The organism is Apibacter sp. ESL0432 (genome assembly GCF_019469225.1).
Lineage (GTDB): Bacteria > Bacteroidota > Bacteroidia > Flavobacteriales > Weeksellaceae > Apibacter.
In genome coordinates this window covers 1,321,915-1,342,027 of record NZ_CP048266.1, presented here as the reverse complement: position 1 = coordinate 1,342,027, position 20,113 = coordinate 1,321,915, and the positions used below count along the sequence as shown (strand labels likewise).

15 protein-coding genes and 1 tRNA gene are annotated in these 20,113 nt (G+C 29.4%); 8 read left to right on the top strand and 8 right to left on the bottom strand.

Annotated features, from left to right (window positions below; all coding sequences use genetic code 11):
• Positions 1–302 precede the first annotated feature (302 nt).
• Positions 303–1,502: a DegT/DnrJ/EryC1/StrS aminotransferase family protein gene (locus tag GYM73_RS05670; protein WP_220233237.1), complete on the top strand. Its 1,200-nt coding sequence runs from the start codon at positions 303–305 to the stop codon at positions 1,500–1,502.
• 84 nt (positions 1,503–1,586) lie between these two features.
• On the opposite strand, the gene GYM73_RS05665 is transcribed toward GYM73_RS05670, so the two are convergent.
• The gene (locus GYM73_RS05665) at positions 1,587–1,901 is read right to left on the bottom strand and encodes a hypothetical protein (protein WP_160543148.1); all 315 of its coding nucleotides are present in this window, start codon (positions 1,899–1,901) and stop codon (positions 1,587–1,589) included.
• A 3-nt stretch (positions 1,902–1,904) separates the two neighbouring features.
• Positions 1,905–2,900, bottom strand: a complete 996-nt coding sequence (locus tag GYM73_RS05660; protein WP_220233236.1) for a cation diffusion facilitator family transporter — start codon at positions 2,898–2,900, stop codon at positions 1,905–1,907.
• A 246-nt stretch (positions 2,901–3,146) separates the two neighbouring features.
• Between GYM73_RS05660 and GYM73_RS05655 the strand changes: the two genes are divergently transcribed.
• Both GYM73_RS05655 and GYM73_RS05650 read left to right on the top strand, forming a co-directional pair.
• Positions 3,147–4,493 (top strand): MATE family efflux transporter, encoded by a 1,347-nt coding sequence (locus GYM73_RS05655; RefSeq protein WP_160556771.1) that lies wholly within the window; start codon positions 3,147–3,149, stop codon positions 4,491–4,493.
• Positions 4,490–4,777, top strand: a complete 288-nt coding sequence (locus tag GYM73_RS05650; RefSeq protein ID WP_160543145.1) for a hypothetical protein — start codon at positions 4,490–4,492, stop codon at positions 4,775–4,777. Before GYM73_RS05655 ends, GYM73_RS05650 begins: the two co-directional genes overlap by 4 nt.
• A gap of 18 nt (positions 4,778–4,795) precedes the next feature.
• On the opposite strand, the gene GYM73_RS05645 is transcribed toward GYM73_RS05650, so the two are convergent.
• Entirely contained in the window at positions 4,796–5,080 is a 285-nt protein-coding gene (locus GYM73_RS05645) for a hypothetical protein (RefSeq protein WP_220233235.1), read from the bottom strand.
• A 145-nt stretch (positions 5,081–5,225) separates the two neighbouring features.
• Here GYM73_RS05645 and GYM73_RS05640 point away from each other — a divergent pair, with 145 nt between their 5' ends.
• The 5 genes from GYM73_RS05640 to GYM73_RS05620 all read left to right on the top strand — a co-directional run bounded on the left by GYM73_RS05640 (position 5,226) and on the right by GYM73_RS05620 (position 15,172).
• Positions 5,226–5,660 (top strand): helix-turn-helix domain-containing protein, encoded by a 435-nt coding sequence (locus GYM73_RS05640; protein WP_220233234.1) that lies wholly within the window; start codon positions 5,226–5,228, stop codon positions 5,658–5,660.
• A gap of 582 nt (positions 5,661–6,242) precedes the next feature.
• Positions 6,243–7,913, top strand: coding sequence for a site-specific DNA-methyltransferase (locus GYM73_RS05635; RefSeq protein WP_220233233.1), 1,671 nt, complete (start codon positions 6,243–6,245; stop codon positions 7,911–7,913).
• An 11-nt stretch (positions 7,914–7,924) separates the two neighbouring features.
• Positions 7,925–10,588 (top strand): DEAD/DEAH box helicase, encoded by a 2,664-nt coding sequence (locus GYM73_RS05630; RefSeq protein ID WP_220233232.1) that lies wholly within the window; start codon positions 7,925–7,927, stop codon positions 10,586–10,588.
• A 1,525-nt stretch (positions 10,589–12,113) separates the two neighbouring features.
• Positions 12,114–13,376 (top strand): site-specific DNA-methyltransferase, encoded by a 1,263-nt coding sequence (locus GYM73_RS05625; RefSeq protein WP_220233231.1) that lies wholly within the window; start codon positions 12,114–12,116, stop codon positions 13,374–13,376.
• Positions 13,377–13,381: 5 nt separating this feature from the next.
• A complete protein-coding gene (locus GYM73_RS05620; RefSeq protein ID WP_220233230.1) occupies positions 13,382–15,172 on the top strand; it encodes a DGQHR domain-containing protein in 1,791 nt (596 codons plus the stop codon).
• 198 nt (positions 15,173–15,370) lie between these two features.
• Here the strand turns inward: GYM73_RS05620 and GYM73_RS05615 are convergent.
• From GYM73_RS05615 to GYM73_RS05595, 5 genes are all read right to left on the bottom strand, one after another.
• Positions 15,371–15,446, bottom strand: a tRNA-Met gene (locus GYM73_RS05615).
• 399 nt (positions 15,447–15,845) lie between these two features.
• Positions 15,846–16,526 (bottom strand): hypothetical protein, encoded by a 681-nt coding sequence (locus GYM73_RS05610; protein WP_220233229.1) that lies wholly within the window; start codon positions 16,524–16,526, stop codon positions 15,846–15,848.
• Positions 16,527–16,619: 93 nt separating this feature from the next.
• A complete protein-coding gene (gene lpxK / locus GYM73_RS05605) occupies positions 16,620–17,636 on the bottom strand; it encodes a tetraacyldisaccharide 4'-kinase (protein ID WP_220233228.1) in 1,017 nt (338 codons plus the stop codon).
• Between the two features lie 28 nt (positions 17,637–17,664).
• Entirely contained in the window at positions 17,665–18,690 is a 1,026-nt protein-coding gene (murB, locus tag GYM73_RS05600) for a UDP-N-acetylmuramate dehydrogenase (protein WP_220233227.1), read from the bottom strand.
• Entirely contained in the window at positions 18,687–19,886 is a 1,200-nt protein-coding gene (locus GYM73_RS05595; RefSeq protein ID WP_220233226.1) for a pyridoxal phosphate-dependent aminotransferase, read from the bottom strand. The genes murB and GYM73_RS05595 overlap by 4 nt, the downstream gene beginning before the upstream one ends.
• Positions 19,887–20,113: the final 227 nt, after the last annotated feature.

Sequence of the window (20,113 nt, the reverse complement as noted above, 5' to 3'; positions counted from 1 at the left end):
TTAATAATGTTTAAATATTTAATAAATTTTATGCAATAAAATTAGATATATTATAATTTTATAAAATGAGTTAATATAATAGTTGGTATTTTTTATTTCTAATAGGGAAAATATAAAAGCTTGATTACTGTTTTTTACCTTTATAAACGGGAGTTCAGCTCCAAAATTTGTAAATAATCTATAGTGAAATAGTTCAGGTATTAACTTTTTTTTATTTGTTTTTATAAAGATTCTTTTCAGTCAATTTGTTACCTTTGTTTAACATTTTTAACAAAAAAAAATAATATAAAAATAGTTTTATTATGCCAGGATATGAGCTTTGGGGTGAAGAAGAAAAAAAACACCTGAACGATGTTATTGAAAGTGGTATTCTTATGCGTTATAACTTTGAATCCGCAAGGAATAATCATTGGAAGGCAAAAGAGTTTGAACAGGCCATTCAAAAAAGAATGCATGTAAGTCATGCACAACTTACCAGTAGTGGTACAAGTGCTTTATTAACGGCTTTGAATGCTGCAGGAGTTGGGGCGGGAGATGAAGTGATACTTCCAACCTTTACCTTTGTGGCCAGTTTCGAGGCGGTATTAAGCGTGGGAGCCATTCCTGTTTTGGTTGACATTGACGACACGTTAACCTTAGATCCCAAAGCTGTAGAAAAAGCCATATCTTCCCGAACCAAAGTAATTATGCCCGTACACATGTGTGGAGCTATGGCAGATATTTCCGCATTGAAAGAATTGGCAAAAAAATATAAATTATTATTAATTGAAGATGCATGTCAAGCATTTGGCGGTACTTATAGAGGTAAATATTTGGGAACTATAGGAGATTTAGGATGCTTTTCATTTGACTTTGTTAAAACCGTAACTTGTGGAGAAGGAGGAGCCGTAGTAACCAATAAAGATGAGTACTATGTACATGCCGATCAATATACGGATCACGGACATGATCATATCGGCAATAATAGAGGCGCCGAAAATCATCCGTATTTAGGATTAAATTACAGAATTTCTGAGTTACACGCCGCTGTAGGTCTTGCTCAATTTGAAAAATTAGATCAAATACTTTCCATACAACGTAAAAATAAAAAAGTATTGAAAGATGCGTTGAAGGAAGTAGAGGGTGTTAATTTCAGACGAATACCGGATGAAGCGGGAGATAATGCTTCTTTTTTAAGTATATTTTTACCTAGCCAAGAATTAGCAAAAAAAGTATCGCTTGAATTAAGCAGTAAAGGTATTGGCAATGCTTATTGGTATGATAACAATTGGCATTATATCAGAAAATGGGATCATTTGAAATTACTGAAATCGTTAGCCCCTCTTTATAAAGAGCACAAAGAATTGTTACCAAATTATGCTAATGCAGATTATTCACAATCAGATGATATTATCAGCAAAACGGTAACCATTCCTATTTCTTTATTGTGGAATGATGAAGAATTAGCTAAAAAAGCAGAAATTATAAAATCTGCCGTTTCAAGCATTTTAACTAAAAAATAAAATTAGAATATATTTTATAAATAGAAAAGCTGCTTTCTAATCAGGAAGCAGCTTTTTATTTTAGTGTAATTTTTATTGTTAGATCTATTTAGAAAATTCATTCGTTAAAGCTTTGCTTCTATAAAAGCCCAAAATAATAAATATAACGCCAAAGAAAACTATTTTAAATAAGGAGAAAGAATAATTTTTCCACATTAAGTTGATCCAATTTGAAAAAGGAATTTCCCCTGAGAATAAGAATTTAGAAGTATAATGATTATCTACAAAACAATGAAGTATAAAATCTACTAACACCATTACGAGAGAAAATACTAAAGTAAAGATAATGATATATCCAATTTTTCCTAAAGACTTAAAAATAGTTTCTTCAATACGTAAATAATTTTTTTTCTTACTCATATTTTATTTATCTAATTTATGGCGTTTGTCAATCTCAATAATTTCTTTTGTCCACAAAACCTCCTTATCAAAAAGATATTTACGATAAGGGCAATTGGTTTTTGTACAAATTTTGCATGAAATAGATTCACAGCAATCATCAACGTGAACAAACATTTCAAAACTGTTGCCAAAGTTATCAATAATTATCTTTTTAAGCGCATCTAATTCTTTATGAGCTTCCCTCACATTAAAATACCAGGGCAAGGTTAAATGACAGTCCAGATGTAAGCTGCTTCCGTATTTTATAAACCGTACATTATGAATGTCAATCCAATTTGGATTTCTGTTCTTATTTAAAGTTTCAACTAATTGAACGATCAATTCTTCGTCGGCTTCATCCATAATTCCCGCATAGGATTTACGAATAATTTTAACCCCGGTAAAAATAATAATCAAAGCAAAAATCAGGGCTATCACGCTATCCATCCAATATATTTTAAAAAAATACATGACAAAAAGACCCAGTACAAGTCCTAAGGTGGAATACGTATCTGATTTTAAATGCTCTCCTCCCGAAATTAAAGCCAAAGATTTATTTTTCTTACCTTTTTTAATGGCGGCAACTCCCATAATATAGTTAACCAGTCCGGTCACGGCAATTAAAAGAATTCCAAAGTCCAGTTTGCGTATTTCATGAACGTTGAAAATATTAAGTACCGATTCATAAATAATCAGTACACCGGCTACGGTAATAAGACTTCCTTCAATCCCGGCCGAAATAAATTCAATTTTACCGTGTCCGTAGGGATGGTCTCTGTCTTTGGGTTTGGAAGATAGGTAAAGGCTGTATAATGAAAATAATCCGGCAGCAACATTAATAATACTTTCCAACGTATCGGTTAAAATCGCTATGGAATGGGTAAGCTGCCATGCAATAACTTTAATAATAAATAAAGCCGTTCCGACAATAACCACAATTTTCTGAAAAAAATAATTTTCTTTTGCAGGGGTATTCATGTATTAGTGTATTACATTTATAATGGCGAATGCCTGGCAGTGCAAAGGTACATCTTTTGTTTGATTAATACTGATATTATTCTTGAAAATTTAAAAGTTGACTTCTATATAATACAAAATGCCATTGATACAATAGATTTTATTCTATAAAATGAAAATATTTTGGATTTTTAGTATAAAGATTCAGAAAGTCCGGTAATTGAATTTCTGTTAATTCACTATCTTTGCAGGCTCTAATAAAATCAAATGGATTTAAAAGGACATTTTAAAGCAAATATTAAATTAGCATTACCTGTTGTAATTACTCAATTGGGACAAGTTTCCGTGAATTTTATTGATATTATTATTATAGCAAACTTAGGAGAAAGAGCCGTAGCCTCATCCTCATTGGCAACCAGTTTGTTTTTCATTTTCTTGGTTTTCCTGTTAGGGTTTTCCTATTCCATGTCGCCTCTTATATCTTCATCTGTTGCCAATGGAAACACAGACCGAGTGAAAAAAATATTTACTCACGGAATGGTTTTGAATGTATCTTTGGCCTTAGGGGTCATTCTTTTACTTGAGTTGTGCTCACCTTTAATGTACAAAGCCGGACAAGATGTATCCGTAATTCCCGATGCAATTACTTTTCTTAATATAAGCGCATGGAGTTTATTGCCTCTAATGATTTTTCAATCTTACAGACAATTTTCTGAAGGTATTTCCATGACTATTTTAGTTACCATCGCAACCATTATATCTAATATTGTAAATGTAATTTTGAATTTCGGATTGATTTACGGATATTGGGGATTGCCGGAAATGGGATTGCAAGGTTCTGCAACGGCAACTTTAATAGCGCGTATTTTAATGATGTGTATTATTATAGTGGTTTTATATACTAACAAAAAATCATTATTTTATTTAAAAGGGGTAAAATGGAAAAATTTTCAAGCGGCCTATTTTCGTAAGCTTATATCCATAGGGTTGCCTTCTTCATTACAGTCTTTATTTGAAATAAGTTCGTTTGCCCTTGCTGCATTTATTGCAGGAATGCACAGCTATTTAGATACTTCTGCCCATTCGGTAACATCCAATTTGGCTTCTATAACCTTTCAAGTATGTACCGGTTTCGGTGTGGCAGCAACCGTTAGAGTAGCCGGATATTATGGAGTAAAAAATATGGCGGATCTAAAAAAAGCAGGGATGGCAAATATTTATTTGGTTGTCGGTTTTATGACGATATGCGGTATACTTTTTATCATTTTTAAAGATCAACTTCCGTTAATATTTTTTGATAAAAGTAAAACCGAAGTTATTGCTATTGCTTCACGATTAGTGATTTTAACGGCCTTATTCCAGATTTTTGACGGAATACAGGTGGTGAGCTTAGGTTGTTTACGAGCCATGAGAGATGTGAAAATTCCGACCCTTATTTGTTTTATAGCGTATATTATCTTAGCTATTCCCATAGGATACTATTTATGCATCCAACAAAAATTGGGAGCTGTGGGAACCTGGATCGGTTTGTGTATTGGGTTAGGATTTGCTGCCGTTATGTTGTTATGGCGTTTTCATATTCTTACGAAAGATAAAAAGAAATTTAACCATTGATTTTACTTTATTTAGAAAATAGTTCTAAATTACTTTCTATTAAAAGGGAAGAGGCTTTACCTGCATTAAAATCGCAAGTACTCGAAATTTTTTCTAAAATAAATTCGATTGAAAATGCCGTTTTAGGTTTGTTTGTAGATGCTTCAATGGAGATTAGAATTCAATCGTACAACAAATATATTTGGAAAGTTGAGGTCATGGATTTGCTTAATTATAAAATGTTTTTGTATTATTATTCAACCCAAAGGGTGCAACAACTAATCCAAGATATTTTTAAAGTATAATTGCGTATTCCAATTTCGTTAGTCTTCGACTAATACCTTATCTAAAAATTCAAATTCGAGATGTGGAAGAAGTTTTTTTATTAATTCCAAAAGGTTATAAATATCAATCCGTATTTCTTCTTCTTCCTTTGAACCTTGATTTTCCAAAGAAAACAAATGCGTTTGACAACTATTTAGCATTGAAAGAATAGTAAACCCTAAATGTTTATAACTTCCGATACCTGCATATTCACTGTGTTTAGCGTGATCTTTTTTTAATTCATTGATTAAATCTTGTATGTGTTTATAAGGCTTGTGATTCATATTTTAATTATATTTATACAAGCAAAGTAACGACACCTAGATAAGATAAATAATTATAAAATGTTAATTCGCACAACAACCGAAGAATATCTTATTTAATTCGTATAATTTTATATTTTTGTAAACAGATAAAACGAAACAGATCATGAATGCTGATATTAGCTCTAAAAAAGTACATCTCGGAAGAAATATAAAGAGATTGCGCGAAATGTTAGGCGTTAAACAAGATGCTTTAGCCGTTGAATTGCATATAACACAAGCAGGAGTATCTAAATTGGAAGCCAAAGAAGAAATTGAAAAAGAAACTCTTGAAAAAATCGCTCAAATTCTTAAAATTCCCGTAGAGGCGATTGAAAATTTCAATGATGAAGGCGCTTTGAATTTTATTGCAAATACATTTCACAGTCAAGATTTAAGTGATAATTCTATAGGTCATCAATTCACATTTAACTTTAATCCGATTGATAAAATCGTAGAACTTTATACCGAGAAAGAAGATCTTTATAAAGAAAAACAAGAGCTCTATGAACGCATGATTCAAGAAAAAAATGAGTTGATTGAGAGATTATTGAATAAATAGTTTGTTTTAGGCAGCTAAAATAATCAAGATATTGGTTTATTATTAATCCAGTCATTAATAAAAAAAACATATAATATATATTGACTGGATAAGCAATATTTGTTTCTTATAATAAGTTAATGACTTATTTTAATTATTAATTTTTACAAAATTTATTCTGAAAGTATATTGTTAAACAGAATATTATATATTTATTAAATTGTTAACTTTTATTTCTAAAATAATTTAAATAATTGAATTTCCATTCTATTTTTTTTTCATTTAACATAGTTAAATATTTTGTTTATTCTCTTTATAAAACCTTCTTTGCTTTTATCTTTTAAAGTTATACTAATGGATAATTTTCCAAATTTTTGCTCATTGATATAATATTTTAGTTTAAAAATAAGATAAACAACTAACTCTAAACAAAAAATTAGAAATATTTTAAATACAAATATTTGCAATAATTTATTCCATATACATTAAATAAGAAATAAAAATCGATTAAAAAATAAAAATTAATATAATAAATTTGTTAATTTATATTGTATACTAAAGTCTATATTTTTTATCTTTGCTCTAGATAAAAAAATTAGATAAATGCCTACACTCCACTGGATAGGAAAAGAGAAAGTAACCAATCATCATCAGGAAGTACCCTTTAGGATATTAGAAAAGCTATATACCTATACAAACGGTACACAAACAGAAGAGAAAGAGAAAATCAGCGAAAATAAAATTATACACGGCGATAATCTGGAAGCCTTAAAAAGTTTACTTCCAGAGTACGAAGGCAAAATAAAGTGTATTTATATAGATCCTCCCTACAATACCGGAAACGAAGGCTGGGTATATAATGACAATGTAAACGACCCTAAAATAAAAAAATGGTTGGGGCAGGTAGTAGGTAAGGAAAGCGAAGACTTAAGCCGTCACGATAAGTGGCTTTGTATGATGTATCCCCGGTTAAAACTATTACATAAATTATTAGCTGACGATGGGGCTATTTTTATTTCCATTGACGATAACGAACAGGCAAACCTAAAATTAATCTGTGATGAAATTTTTGGAAAGAATAATTATTTAGGATTAATTACACGTAAGCAAAGTAGTGGTTCAAAAAATGATACAGGAAATAATAAAATTATAACAACTACAGATTATATTTTACCGTATAAAAAAAATAATTTTACATTTAGATCTTATCAAATTAAAAATAGTAAAAAATTTAAATTAAAAGATAGTATTGGATTTTACAGTATTCGTGCTCTAGAAATGCAAGGGGGAGATGATACATTAGTAAAAAGAAGTAAGATGGGGTATTCTATTTATTATAATGAAGAATATAATAAAATAGACTTAAAATTTGACTATAATTTGGAAAGAAGTACTGTTTATGAGAATGAAGATTTAGAATTAATAGCAAAAGGATATAAATGTTATAGACCTAGAAAAAGAGGTAATGAATATGGGATATGGAGATGGGGTTATGATACTTTTATTGAAAGATTTAGGAGTAATTTAGTTCATTTTGAAAAAAAAAGAGTGTATATGAAAGAACGAGAGATAGATTTTGTAAACAAATACCCAGAGGCACTACTCGAAGAATTTTTAAATACTCAAGGTACTAATGAATTAAAAGATATTTTTAAACAGAAATTATTTGATTTTCCTAAGCCATCAGAATTAATAAAATTTATACTTACTGTATCAACAGATAAAAACTCCATTATTTTAGACTCCTTTGCAGGCTCAGGAACCACGGCTCATGCCGTTTTAAATCTTAATAAACAAGACGGAGGCAACCGCAAGTTTATTTTGGTAGAAATGGAAGACTATGCAGAAAGTATTACCGCCGAAAGGGTAAAACGGGTAATTTCCGGCTATGGAGAAGAAAACAAAGCGGTAGAAGGCACCGGAGGAGATTTTTCTTATTACGAACTAGGTAAACCGCTGTTCTTAGAAGAAAATATATTAAATGAAGAAGTAGGAGAAGATAAAATCAGGGAATATATTTGGTATTCCGAGGTGAAAACTCCTTACCAAAAACAGGAAGAAAACTATCTGTTAGGAAAACAATACCAAACGGCGTATTATTTTTATTACGATAAAGAAAAGCTTACCACATTGGATGAGAACTTTTTGCGCATCCTGAAAACGAAGGCAGAACAATATATTATTTATGCAGATAACTGCTTACTCGATGCAGATTTTATGAACAAACATTCCCTTATATTTAAAAAAATACCCCGGGATATTACCCGGTTTTAAGAACAATTAGTATGGAATTAAAACCCTACCAACAAAAGGTAATAACCGATTTAGAAAACTATTTAAGTTATCTGGAAGAATGTAGCTCTCCGGCACAGGCATTTAATGAGTATTGGAAAGACAAACTGGGAGAATATACCGTAAAATTAGACGGTTCTACCACCGGAATGCGACCGTATAAAGATACCATTCCCGGAGCGGCTCATATAGCGATAAAAGTACCTACTTCCGGCGGAAAAACCTTTATTGCCTGTAATGCCTTAAAAAGTATTAACACTTATTTTAACAAAGGAAATCCAAAGGCCGTGGTTTGGCTGGTACCCTGGTCTAACCTGTTGCAACAAACGGTGGGTAATTTATCCAACCCTTCTCATCCGTACCGCGAAAAACTCAATACTCTCTTTAACGGAAGAGTAGAGGTATACGGAAAAGAGCAACTATTGCAGGGAGCCAATTTTAATCCTTCCTCAGTACTGGAACAATTAAATATTTATGTTTTCAATTTTAGCAGTTTACGAATAAATAAAGCCAACAAGGAAGATCGCAAAATATATCAGGAAAACGGAGCCTTAGAATCCTTTGTAGATACCATCATTGATGAAGAGGTAGTATTGGAAGGAACGGACAGAACGGCTCTGATTAATGTAATAAGAAGCCTTAATCCCGTGGTAATAGTAGATGAAAGTCATAATGCAGAGAGCGATTTAAGCGTGGAAATGCTGAATAATTTAAACCCTTCTTTGGTTTTGGATTTAACAGCGACCCCCAAATCGAACAGTAATATTATCAGTTTTGTAAATGCAGTAGAGCTGAAAAAAGAGCACATGGTAAAACTACCGGTAATTGTGTACAATCATTACCGGAAAGAAGAGGTGATTAACAGTGCCTTACATTTACAACGACAATTAGAATTACAGGCACTGGAAGAAGAAAAACGGAAGGGCAAATACATACGCCCGATTATTTTATTTCAGGCCCAATCCAATATTAAAGGAAAAGATAATACTACTTTTCAGAATATAAAAGAAAAACTAATTCGCTTAGGTATACCAGAAGAACAAATCAAAATAAAAGTAAGCGGAATAGATGAGCTAAAAGGAATAGACCTAACTTCCAAAGATTGTCCGGTGCGGTATATTATTACCATTAATGCATTAAAAGAAGGTTGGGATTGTCCCAATGCTTACATTTTAGCCTCATTGGCAGATAAATCTTCCGCAGTAGATGTAGAACAGATTTTAGGGCGTATTTTACGTCAACCCTATGTAACCCAACACTCGCAAACTCTCCTAAACCTTTCCTTTGTTCTTACGGCTTCTGCTAAATTTAAAGAAACACTGGATAAAATTGTGAAAGGATTGCAAGATTCCGGCTTTAGTAAAGATGATTATTATGCAACTGATACCCAACAAGAAGAAGAGCTTACAGACAATGATATTTTAAAGCAGGAATTGCTTTCTGTTGATACACCGGAAAACACCTCTTCAGATGATGATTTTGCAATTGAAAAAATAGAGTATATCCCGTTAAATGATAACGGAATTGTTTCGAAAGTAACAGATAATAGTATTGTTCAGCAAATAACCGAAAAAGCGATAATTGAAGGAAAAGAGTTTGAACAAAAACTTGCAATTACCGATGAAGACGATGACACCTATCTTATACAAGCAATGGGAGGAACAGTGAAAACCTATAAAATAAATGAAGAATATATTGCCGGTAATATGAAATTACCTCAGTTTTTTAAAAAATCTCCAGTAGAAGATTTGAATGCAATTCTTTTTAAAGAATTGAAAGAAAATGAAATTTTTCTTAGTAAAAACAGTCTTTTAGAAGGATTTGTCTTAGCCACTCAGGATACACAGATTGACTTTAAAATCTCTGCCGATATTTATAAAACAGATATAGATGAACGAACAGGAACCGTTAAAACGGAAAAAATAGTAACCCGGGGAAAAGAATTGTTACTCAACGCCATACTCAACACTCCGAAAGAAGGACAAATAAGACAGATAAGTAGCTTAATAGTTAGAAAACTGGGAGATCAGAGCCCTATCTCTCAGCAGGATTTAACCAAATATGTAAACAAAATTTTTGAAAATCTTACCAATACGGAACAAATTAGAGATATAGTTACTAACGTATATATATACATAGCAAAAATAAAAGAAAAAATAAATAAATTAACCGATGTCTATTCCCGGGAAAGTTTTAACCGATTACTAGATACCAACCATATTATCACTAAAGAAAGTTGGAGTTTTCCTAAGCAGGTAAACCTGGTAGAACCTAGCAGTCCAATCATTAAATCCTTATATGAACAGGAAGAGAAAATGAATCAGTCAGAACATAAACTCATTATGGAAGTAGCCGCTTTAGAAAATGTAAAGTTCTGGCATCGGAATTTAGAGCGAAAGAAAGGTTTTTTTCTGAACGGATATAACAAAAACCATTACCCGGATTTTATCATTTGTACCGAAAAGAATAATCTGATTTTATTAGAAGTAAAAGGAGATCATTTAAATAATGAAGATAGTAAAAATAAAAATTTATTAGGTAAAAAATGGGCTGAAAAAGCAGGAGAAAAATATAAGTATTTTATGGCTTTCGAATCAGTTCAAGTACCAGATACTTATACTTTCAGAACAATTACTGAAGTAATAAAAAGTTTATAATAAAAAGTAAACGTAAAACCTGAAAACTAAAATCTATGAAAGAATCAGCATCTATACTCAAATCACGTAATCAATTTGTTATTCCAATATACCAACGTATTTATAACTAAATATTGGAACATTGTCAAGAATTATTTAAAAATATTTTAAGTATTGGATGAAAATATACCGGTTGACACTTTATGGAGTTTGTGATCTATTTTCAGGAAAGCATTCTTGCCATTTCGAATATATCCCAATTGCAAATAATAGATGGTCAACAGCGATTTACTAATGTTTCAATACTTTTTGCAGCTCTGCCAATTTATCAAAGAGAATAAGACTTATATAGAAAATACTTCTTATAAAACACCTACAAAACTATTATGTGTTTTATTAAGATGAAGAAAATGATTAACGATTTAAATTATTACTTATAAAAAAGGATAAGTAAACTTATTTAAACAATATAAAAGGAATAGATCTTTTCGAAAATTATTCACTTTGTTTACTGGAAAATTTATAATTTTTAAAAAAGAGATTAATTTTATAAATGTAGTACAAAATTATAATGGCTTTTTATTCTTACTTATCGTGAATATAGCCTTAGAATAAAACTAAGACAATCGCCAGCTTATTTTTGAAAGCCTGATTTTATAAGAAATTATATATTTATTGAGCGTGAAATAGTTAAACAAAACCATTTATGCAATAAATATTGGTTTCCCATAGAGCAAAGTTACGGGATTAAGTAAATATCATTAACCTTTATACAGTAAAAGAAGATCTTTACAAAGAAAAAAAGAGCTCTATAAACACATGATTCAAGAAAAAAATGAGTTGATTGAGAGATTATTGAGTAAATAGTTTGTTTTATTCAGTTCATAGTTTAAACAATCCAGAATAAGCCTAGAAAAGGTGAAAAATATATTTTCATAAGTTACCACTCAACCAAAAAATAATAAGTTTATTTGATTATTATTAAATAGATTGCAGATACTAAATACATTAAATTATAAGCTTGTTACATTTTTCTCTGTTAAATTCAATCACTTTTATAATTTTTTTAAGAAGTAAGAATAATTAGAAATGGAAAATGATTTTATCAAAAGTAGAAGGAATAAATTTCATTTTATTCCTAACTTAATAATTGTCTATCAGCTAAAATTATCTCATTTCAATGCTATCAGAAATTTCTCATACTCATGTAACTTGAATCTTCTCATTTTCTTTCTTTGAAGGTGATAATTTTTATCATTGATTTATGTTATTCAGTTAGTAAAGTCACCGGTAAATAAAAATACAGCGGAAAAAGACCAAGATTCTTATTGAATTTTTATTATCTCAAAATATTTAAGTTTTCTATATTATATATTAGTGATGGAAGGTCTTCATTTAATATTAGTGAGAGTATATTTTTATCTAGGTTACACATGTAAAATCTATCTAAAAAAAATTCCATTAGGATTTTATCTTATTATTATGTAGTTTTGCATATTATGAAATTTTTAACTTACTTAAGTAACAAATTATTGGAAGTTTATTAATGAAGAAAATAAAGAATGATATTTTAAATAAAATTTTCAATAAAGATGCAAGAAATATTTTAGATTTTCTTGATAAGTCTATTTCAATTAATTCGACTATTACCTCTCCTCCCTATTTTGATATGAAAGATTATGGTTCAGATAATCAGATTGGTTATGGTCAATCATATCAAGAGTATCTTAATGATTTAAAAGACATATTTGAGAAGATATTTCAGATAACAGAAAAAGATGGTAGTTTATGGATAATTATTGATACTTTTAAAAGAGAAAATCAAGTTGTTACTCTTCCTTTTGATCTTTCTAATAAGCTAAAAGAAATAGGATGGTTACTACAAGACATTATTATTTGGAAAAAAGATAAAACTGTTCCTTGGTCAAATAATGGCTTTGTCCAAAGAAAGTTTGAATATATTTTATTTTTTGCAAAGTCAGAAAAATTTAAATATAATAAGGATAAAGTCAGAAATTTTGATGTAAATCAATTAAAAAAATGGTGGGTTAAATATCCTGAGCGTTATAACCCTAGAGGTAAAGCTTTGGATGAAATATGGGAATTTCCAATTCCTGTTCAAGGATCTTGGGGTGATAAATATATTCGTCATTTTTGCCCCCTACCGAAAGAAATGGTGGCTACTATAATCGAAATTAGTTCAAATGAAGAAGATATCATTTTAGACCCTTTTGCTGGAAGTGGATCTGTTCCATTCCAATCTGCATCAATGAATAGAAAATATATTGGATTTGAATTAAATACCACTTATATCGAAATGTTTGATGATTATCTAAAAAAGAATTTAGAGCAATCAAAAAAGGATTATCTTTTATTACAGAAAATAACTGATCAAGAGGAATTTAGAAAAAGAATACTTAATTTAAGATCTTTAAAATATGGTCGTATATTAATTAATGAAATTGAAAAGAAATTTGAACTTGATTTAAAAATTTTTGTTAAGATAAAAGAGTATATTAATGATAGCAAAACCCATATAAACGTTGAATATCAAATTATAGGAGATATTTCAAATAAAAAAAAGTTTTTAATAAATGAAATAAATGATTTAACAAATAAACCTCCTCTTTCTAAATTTGGTATAAATCCAGTTTTCAAATTTTTAAAAAATAAAGAATTTAATTCTAAAAAATATTATAACTACACAAATACTAACACATATTCATATTCTGATTTACCTTCAACATCTCCCAAAATTAAAGTCATTAGTGAAATATGTGTAGATTTTAATGAAAATGATTATAATTAATAATTATGGCCAAAAGAATAAAGATATCTTCAAAAAAAAAAGTTCAAAAATTGACGCCTGAGCAAAAAAATCAAAATAAATTAAAAAGAACTCAGGAAAATGAAATAAGAACAATTTTTAAAAATTTAGGATTTATACGATTGCCTAATATTGATGGAAAACAGATTCACTATAAAGATAGAACATCTGAAATGGACGATATATTTATCTGTGAGAATGTAATTTTAATTACTGAATATACCATATCAGAAAACCCTGGAAATCATATAAAAAACAAATCTTTTTTTTACAATAAAGTACTTAAAAACGAGAAAGAATTTATAGAATTCTTACTCAATGAACCTAAATTAAATAGTTTTAAAAAATATTATAATGAAAATGTAGAAACAAGTTATACTCTTAATCAGCTAAGATTACGAATCTTATACTGTTCAAGATATAACGTTGCTGAAGAACATAAAAACATAGCTAAAGGAGTATATTTTTTTGATTATGATCTTGTTCAATATTTTAAATTATTGTGTAAAGTTATAAAAAAGACAGGTAAATATGAATTTTGCGATTATATCCAATTACCATTTGATGAATTTGGTGAAAATATTTTAAAAAGTGATAATTCTCAAAAAAATAAATATTTAGGACATATACTTCCAGAAGAAAAAAGTTCTTTTAAAGAAGGATATAAAATTGTATCTTTTTATATTGATGCCGAATCTCTAATGAGAAGAGCTTATGTTTTACGTCAAGAAGGATGGAGAAAAAAAGAAAATATTGGTTATTATCAACGTATGATTGAAGGAAGTAAAATTTCAAGTATGCGTAAATATTTATCTGAAAAAAAGCGAGTCTTTATTAATAATATTATTTCTACAATTTCAGAATCTAAGATAAAGCTATATGATGAAGATGGAAATCAATTGCAAATAGATGAAAATGGACAATTTGTTAATTCTTCTAAAACAAGAGTTACTCCAGCCCAAATTGAGATTAATGACGAATGTAATATTATTGGGATAATTGATGGACAGCATAGAACTTATGCGTATCATGAAGGAGATGATTTTTATGAAGAAAAAATTAAATCCTTGAGAAAAATACAAAACCTTTTAGTTACAGGAATTATTTTTCCTAAAAATGAAAATCAATCAACAAGATTAAAATTTGAGGCTAACTTATTCTTGGAAATTAATTCTAACCAAACGAATGTAAAATCTAAATTAAAACAAGAAATAGAATTAATGATAAGACCTTTTTCTAATATAGCTATTGGAAAAAGAATTTTGATAAAACTTAATGAGAGTGGTCCATTTGAAAATTTAATAGAACAATATAGCTTTGAAAAAGGAAAATTAAAAACAGCATCTATTGTTAGTTTTGGATTAAGGCCACTAATTAAACTTGATAATGAAAAAACTCATGATAGTTTATTTTATATATGGGATAGAAATGATAAAGAAAAATTAAAAGATAAAAATATAGAAAATTTTGATTTATTAGATGAATATATAAATTATAGTGTCCAAAGAATTAGAGATTTATTTATTGCTGTTAAAAACAATTTAGATAAGGATCAATGGTCATTATATAGCCATAAAACTCAAAAAGGAATATTAAATGTAACTTTTTTTAATGGTTTTCTAAATGTGCTTAGATTACTTATAGAAAACAAAAAATTAAATCAATATTCAGAATATTCCAAAAAATTAGAAGGATTAAATAAATTTCCGTTTAAAAATTATAAGTCAAGTCAATATAGAAAAATGGGAGAAGATATTTACAAAAAATATTTTTTATGATTTATAATAGTGAATCCTATATTAGGATTCTTTTTGTTTTTAATGTTTTTTTATTTTCATAAATATGTCCTCAAATTGTTGGGTTTTATTTAGAACGAAATAATAAAATTTAAATATTTTTTAGGAGTTAAAATTATATAGAGTTCCTTAACAATAAACAAAAAAAGAGAATCAATATGCTTGATTCTCTTTTAAACTTGGTAGCGGGAACAGGACTCGAACCTGTGGCCTTCGGGTTATGAGCCCGACGAGCTACCTACTGCTCCATCCCGCGGTGTTTGTGAGTGCAAATATACAACAAATTTGTTACAATGCAAGTTTTATTTGAAAATTTTCAGGTAAAAAATGAATTTTTTACAATTAAAATAGAATTTATCTTGATAAAAAAGATAGTTCGCATCAAAAATAGCTGAATTATAAGTATCTCTCTCAACCCTTTATACACATAAGAATTGAAAACGTTACATAACTTATTTAAAAAAAGATTTAGTAGAAAAGATTGATAAATTTATAATTACGTTTAGGTATTTACGAATAATGAACGATGGAGGCATTTAATTTTTAAGACTTTGCAATTAAAATCAAAACGTTTGTAAATAAATTAAACAAGAATATAAATTTAAAATCACTCGATTTTATATTTTATACATTAATAAAAGAAACAGTATTTGTTCTATAAGGACTTTTGTAAAGCCTCAAACTCATCCCATCGATCTGTTGCTGCCAGTTCAGCCAGTTGCGGCCAATGGCTTGGATTGTGTATACGATAGGAAGCTCCTTCATAAAGCTCAAGAATATTTTTCAATGAATCTACAGATTGTTGAGAAAGTTGTTCCCAAGTATAAATGCCGCTTTCATTTAAAAAGAATTCAATACGTTCACCAATACCTTCAATAATTTTTAAATCGTCTTTTTTAATGGGCTTATTTTCTTTATTTTCTTCATCAACAATACCGTTTTCAGAAGCAGAGAGGGGAGAGGTGTTTTCAAGCGTCTTTATGGGTCTTCTTCTGATTTTTCCACCGGTATATAAAACCTTCATGGTTTCAATTTTATCAATATGCGTGGCAATTTCGTTTTTTAATTGCTCATTTTCTTTTTCAATATCCGTAAAATATTTTTCCTCTTTTTTACCAAACAATAAACCTATAAAATAAAAAAGAAAAGCTGTGATCAATAAAGGTACAAATACCACAGATACAGCTTTAAAAAAAGCCTTAGTATTCGGGTCATTGCTGCTTAAATTTAATTTGCTTAAATCCAGATTTTCAATCCATATATACCAATAACTTGCCCCTAAAATCCATATTATTCCTGTAATAAGAAAAACCCAAAATAATATCTTTTTATTCATGTAAAGGTAATTTAATGTTAAAATTTTGTGATAAAGATAAGGAAATCCATTCAAATATAGATAAATATCTATTTCAAAGATGAGTACCTCTCTTTATCCTGCGAATTTCGTTAGTAATTTTTTAAACTCTTCAGGTCTGTCTAATTTAATATTAATAGGAAGATAAAAAAGAATATCTTGCAGTTGTTGAAAATGTTTTAACCGCATAAAGTCTTTTTCAGTAGTTAAAATGACTGCTTTACCATCTAATTTTTGATAAGCTTTTTCAATTTCCACAATATCCGCTTCCGAAAAATTATGATGATCTTTAAATTGTAAATGAGTAACCGATGAAAATTTACTTTCCGCAAATTCCAATATATCCTGATATTTAGCTATTCCTGTTACTAATAGGATCTGATAAGAAAGCAGATCATCAATAGGTAAAGTTAAAGTAGAAGAGATCACCTGTTTTTCGTATATAATGGTTGAAAAAAACAATGATTGATAGGGTTGTAATTTTAATTTTCTTTCAATGGTCTTTTTATTTTCATCATCTAAATTTTCGGGACATTTGGTAACAACAACTATTTGTGCCCTTCTAGCACCATATCTGCCTTCACGTAAACGTCCAACAGGTAAAATATGATCTTCATAATAGGGATGACTGTAATCTGTTAAAAGAATATTCAATCCCGCCTTTACATACCGATGTTGAAAAGCATCATCTAAAATAAAAAGATCAGGATTAAAATCCTTGATTAAATTGTCGATTCCATGGGCTCTTTTTTCGTCTACTCCTACAATTATTTTGTTTTTAAAACGTAAAAAAAATTGCATGGGTTCATCACCAATATCTTCATAACTGGTAGTATAATTTGCAAAATGGAAACCTTTGGATTTCCTGCCATAGCCGCGGCTCAAAACGCCTATAAGATGAGTATCTTTCAACAATCCGATTAAATATATAACGAAAGGTGATTTACCCGTTCCTCCAACGCTTAAATTTCCTACCGTAATAATCGGTTTTTTATAACTTTTTGAATGTAAAAGTCCCCAATCAAAAAATTTATTTCTAATATAAGTAACCAGCCAATACAGACCGGCAAAGGGATAAAGGAATATCTTCATATTTTAATAAGGAAGCAAAAATATAAATTTATAAGATGATATTTACTTCTCGTTCTAATTGAATATTAAAAATTTTATTAACATCTTCAATTATAGAGTTTGATAGTGATAAAATTTCTTCTCCGTCGGCATTATGCAGATTAACTAATACCAACGGTTGTTTTTCGTGCACACCCACGTTTCCGATTTTTTGGCCTTTCCAACCGGCTTTTTCAATTAACCAAGCAGCAGGAATCTTAACCCAAGTATCGGAAATGGTATAAAAAGGTATATTTGGGTAATTTTCTTGAATTTTAGTTAATTGATCGATCGTTATAATCGGATTTTTAAAAAAGCTTCCTGCATTTCCCAAAAGTGCGGGATCAGGAAGTTTACGTTTACGGGTAGCTATAATTTGATTTCTTATGTCTAGCAAAGAGGGTTCAGAAATATTATTTTTTATAAGTTCTTCTTTTATATCTCCATATGAGAGTTTAAGTTTATGTTTTTTAGTGGTTAATCGAAAAGTAACTTCAATAATGGCATATTTATTTTTTCCTTCATTCTTAAAAAAAGATTCTCTATATCCGAATTTACAATCTTCAGAAGAAAAAATCTCTATTTCACGGGATTTTAGATTAAGAGCTTTCAGTTGATAAAAAGAATCTTTCATTTCAACTCCATAAGCTCCAATATTCTGTATAGGAGAGGTTCCAACATATCCGGGAATAAAAGATAAATTTTCCAATCCTCCGTAATTTTTAGCTACACAATAGCTCACAAAAGAATCCCAGTTTTCTCCGGCCATAGCAGATACGAATACATGATTCTCATCATTACCCGGCCTTTCTTGAATTCCCTTTAAATTAACTTGTATAACTAATCCATGAAATGCTCTTGTAAATAAAATATTGCTTCCTCCTCCTATAAATAATACAGGTAAATTTTGATTTTCAGAAAAATTTAAAGCCTCGTTGAGCTCTTCGAGTGTAGATATTTCCGTAAAAAAATTACAAAGCGCAGGTACTTGAAAAGTCGTAAATTTTTTTATATCCTTATTCTCCTGAACTATCATTGAAGTGAATTATATTTTTCTAAACCTTTTTTGATAATTTTTATGGATTGGGCAATGTCATCTTTATTGATTACATAAGCAAGTCTAACCTGTTTTTTGCCATGTTCATGGTTGGAGTAAAAACCTTGTGCAGGGGTAAGCATAACCGTACCGTTTTCATACTCAAAGTCTTTTAACATCCATAAACAAAAATCCTCAGCATTATCAACCGGCAATTCTACAGTGCAATAAAAAGATCCTTTGGGATTGGGACAAATTACCCCCGGGATTTCATTAAGTAATTTTACCAATAAGTCCCGTCTTTCCGAATATTCTTTTCTTACGTTTTCAATGTACGAAAGAGGTTGTTTATGTGCGGCATTGGCAATAATCTGTCCAATTAAAGAAGGGCTCAAACGAGCTTGGGCGAATTTTAAAGCTATTTCCAAAAATTTTGTATTTCTGGTAACTAAAAAACCGCAACGGATTCCACAAAGGCTGTAACGTTTGGATTCGGAATCTACAACAATCACATTGTCTTTAAGTTCAGGAAAATCTAATACGGAATGGAACGTTAATCCATCGTATACGTATTCTCTGTATACTTCATCGGATATAAGAAATATATCGTGTTTTATTGCTATATCTGCCAATTTTTGCAATTCTTCTCTTGAATAAAGGTAACCTGTGGGATTACTTGGATTGGTAATGAGAATTGCACGGGTTTTGGGTGTAATTACTTCTTCGAATTTTTCAATATCGGGTAATGAAAATCCGGTGTCAATAGTTGAAACAATGGGAACTATAGTAACACCAATAGATTCTGCAAAACTATAATAATTTGCATAAAACGGCTCAGGAACGATAATTTCATCTCCATGATCGCATAAGCAACTTAAAGAAAATGAAAGAGCTTCAGACCCCCCGTTGGTAATAATAAAATTGTCTCTGGTTAAGTCATTGAATCCTAACGAGTGATAATAATCTTTTAGTGTTTCTCTATAATCAAATTTTCCTTCAGAAGGAGTATACGCATAAATATCAATATCAATATTTTTTAAAACATCGATGGAAGTTTGCGGGGATTTGATATCCGGCTGTCCGATATTCAAATGGTATACATGCAACCCTTTTTCCTTTGCTTTAACTGCATAAGGAGCTAGTTTCCTTATAGGAGACTCAGGCATATTTAAACCTCGTGAAGAGAACTTTGGCATAATTTTTTATGTTGTTTTGGAAATTACAAATTTATTGAGTAAATTTGTTTAAGGCAACAAAATTAAAAATAAGTTTTAAATTTTTAATTATTATAGTTTAAGCATATTATATAAATAGTAAATTTATTTAAATGTTTAGTTAAATAATTGACAATCTTAGTTGTTTTTTCTTGTCTTAAGTAAAGTGCGAAAATTCTAAAAATAACATTATAATAATATTTAATAGT